1 pseudogene is annotated in these 2899 nt (G+C 70.6%); it reads right to left on the bottom strand.

The window, feature by feature from the left end:
* A pseudogene (locus BST11_RS26660) lies at positions 1-2899 on the bottom strand (condensation domain-containing protein); the annotation flags it as partial.

The following is a 2899-nucleotide window of genomic DNA, read 5'->3' as shown; positions in this document are numbered from 1 at the left end:
CAACCGCCCCAACACCGCCCGATTACCCCACCCCTCCAACCGAGCACGCTCAACCTCACCCAACACATCCACCGACGACAACCGCCGCCCCGCATCGGCCGCCATCGCCACCAACACCCGCTCAAACCGCCCCACCAACGCCTCGATGTCGCGGCTGTCGAAGGCCTCGGTGTCGAACTCGACGCGCAGGCGCAGTTCGTCACCCGGCATGGCCTGGACCGCGAGCGGGTAGTGGTTGTATTCGCGGTGCGTGAACTCGGTGACGGTCAATCCGCCGATGTCCGAGAGCGCGGCGGTGTCGAGGGGGTAGTTCTCGTACACGAAAAAGGTGTCGAAAAGCTGGTCCTGGCCGGCGAGGCGGTGGATCTCGTTGAGCGCCAGGTGCTGGTGGTCGAGCGTGTGGTTGTAAGCGTTTTGCAGCTGATCGAGCAGGTCGGCGGTGGTGGTCGCGGCGGTGACGTTCGCGCGCACCGGCACGGTGTTGATGAACAGGCCCACCATCGAGTCCGCACCGGGCACCTCGGCGGGCCTGCCCGAGACCGTCGTGCCGAAGGCGACGTCGTGCCTGCCGGTCTGCCATATCAGCAGCTGCGCCCAGGCGGCCTGCAGCACGGTGCTGACGGTGGTGTGGTGCGAGCGCGCCAGCTCGCCGAGCGCCTGGGTGGTCAGTTCGGGCACCCGGAAGGTCGCGACGCCCCGGGGGCCCAGCCTCAACCGGCCCGGCGCACCCACCAGCGTGGGGGTGTCGAATCCGGCCAGCACCTCACCCCAGGCGGCGCGGGCGGCATCGAGGTCGCGGCTTGCCAGCCAGGTGACAAACCTGCGATACGGCCCGGCGACGGGCAGCCGTTGCCCGCAGTAGCTGGCGAATATTTCACCCACCAGGATCGGCAGCGACCACCCATCGAGCACGATGTGGTGATTCGTCAGGACCAGCCGGTGCCGGTCTTCCGCCGTGCGGATGAGGGCGGCCCGAAAGGGCGGCTGGTCGGCAAGGCTGCGGACCGCGGCGCGTTCGGCGGCGCACACCCGCCGGATCTGGTCGCTGACGTCCGCGGGATCCGGGTCACCGCCGCTGAGGTCGACATACCGCCAGGGCACGACGGGATCGGCGGGAATGATCTGCACCGGCTCGTCGAACTTGTCGGAGAATCGCGCCGCCAGGTTGGGATGCCGGGTCACCACCGTGTGCAGGGCGTCGCGCAGGCGGTGCTGATCGAGCCAACCGTCCAGCGTGATATCGAGCTGCACCGCATACACGTCGTCGCCATCCTGGGTGGTGGCGTGAAACAGCAGCCCCCGCTGCAGGGGGGTCAGCGGCAGGACGTCAGCTATCCGCATATTGCCGCTGGAGCTCGTCGATCTGTTGCTGGCTGAGGCCAACAGCGATATCGGAGGGGGTAAGTCCGCCGCCGCCGCCACGCACATGCGCGCAGATGCCGGCCAGGGCCTCGAACCACAGCCGGTTCAGCCTGCCGACCTGCGCCTGGTCCAGGACCGAGGGGGCCCACGTCCAACCGGCGCGCAGCGCCGGGCCGGCGTCGGTGTCCACCGTGCCGGCGTTGAGCTCGAGGGTGTGCATCAACGGCATGGGGATGGCCGCGGCGGCGCCGGTGACCGACCACCCGTCCTGACGGATCTCCCAGACGTCACCGGAGACCTCCGCGGCGGCACCCAGGCGGCCCAGATAGTTGAACCCGATCGGCGGGTCGGACCCGCCCAAATCGACGTCGGGGTTCAGGTAACGCAGCAAACCGTAGGTCAGACCGTCCGGCAGGGTCCGGAGCTGCTCTTTGGCATCTTTGACCACCGCCCCCAGGGCGGGGTCGCCGGCCACCACCTGGGCCCAGTCCAGTCGCCCGGCGTCCACGGCCACCGGGTACTTGGTGGTGAACCAGCCCACCGTGCGGGACAGATCGACCTGTTCTTCCGACGGGGCCCAATCCTCGTCGCGCCCGTGCCCCTCGACGTCGATGCCGATCGGCCCGTCGGTGCCCAGGAATTCCGCGACCGCCACGGCGAAGGCGATCAACAGGATGTCGTGTATGCCGGCGTGGAACGCCGCGGGCACCTCCCCGAGCAGCATGCGGGTGGTCTCGGCGTCCAGCTCCATCGACGACTGCCCCGCGCTGGCAAACGTGTCCAGCGCGGGACGCACCGCCGGCAGCGGCACGGTGGTCGCGGCCACCCGCCGCCAGGCGTTCGCCTGCTCGACGACGTGCGGGTGGCGCGCGTGGTCGGCCAACAGCGACGCCCACCGCGCAAACGACGTCCCTCCCGCCGGCAACACCACCTGCTGGCCGCCGCGGAGCTGAACCCAGGCGAGGTTGAGGTCCTCCAACAAGATCCGCCACGACACCCCGTCGACGGCCAGATGGTGGACGATCAGCAGCAGCTGGGCCGTGGAGGGCACCCACAGCGCGCTCAACATCACCCCGGCCGCCGGGTCCAACCGCGACCGCGCCTCGATCACCGCGGCGTCGGACAGCGCCTGCACGGCGCGCAGGCAGCGACGGGCGTCGACCGCCCCCGCCTCGGGCACCGTCAACGACCAGCCCCCGGCTCCGTCCGGGTTGTCGCCGTCGACGCGCAGCCGCAGCATGGCGTGCCGGTCCAGCAGGGCCTGCAGCAACGTCACCACCTCGGCCTCGGCGACCCCCACGGGGGCCTGCACCAGCACCGTCTGGTTGAACTGGTCGACGGGGCCCCCCGCGCTTTCCACGCCGTTCAACCAGCGGATGATCGGCGTCGCGACCACCGGCCCGAGGCCCTCGTCGGCTACTCGCGCGTCGCCGTTGTCGATCCCGACCACCTCGGCCAGGCGGGCCACGGTCTGCTCGACGAAGATGTCGCGCGGCCGGCACACCACGCCGGCGGCGCGCGCCCGCGCCACCACCTG

It is taken from the genome of Mycobacterium alsense, from assembly GCF_002086635.1.
Taxonomy (GTDB): domain Bacteria; phylum Actinomycetota; class Actinomycetes; order Mycobacteriales; family Mycobacteriaceae; genus Mycobacterium; species Mycobacterium alsense.
The sequence above is the reverse complement of the archived record's forward strand: the minus strand, read 5'-3'. Positions and strand labels throughout refer to the sequence as shown.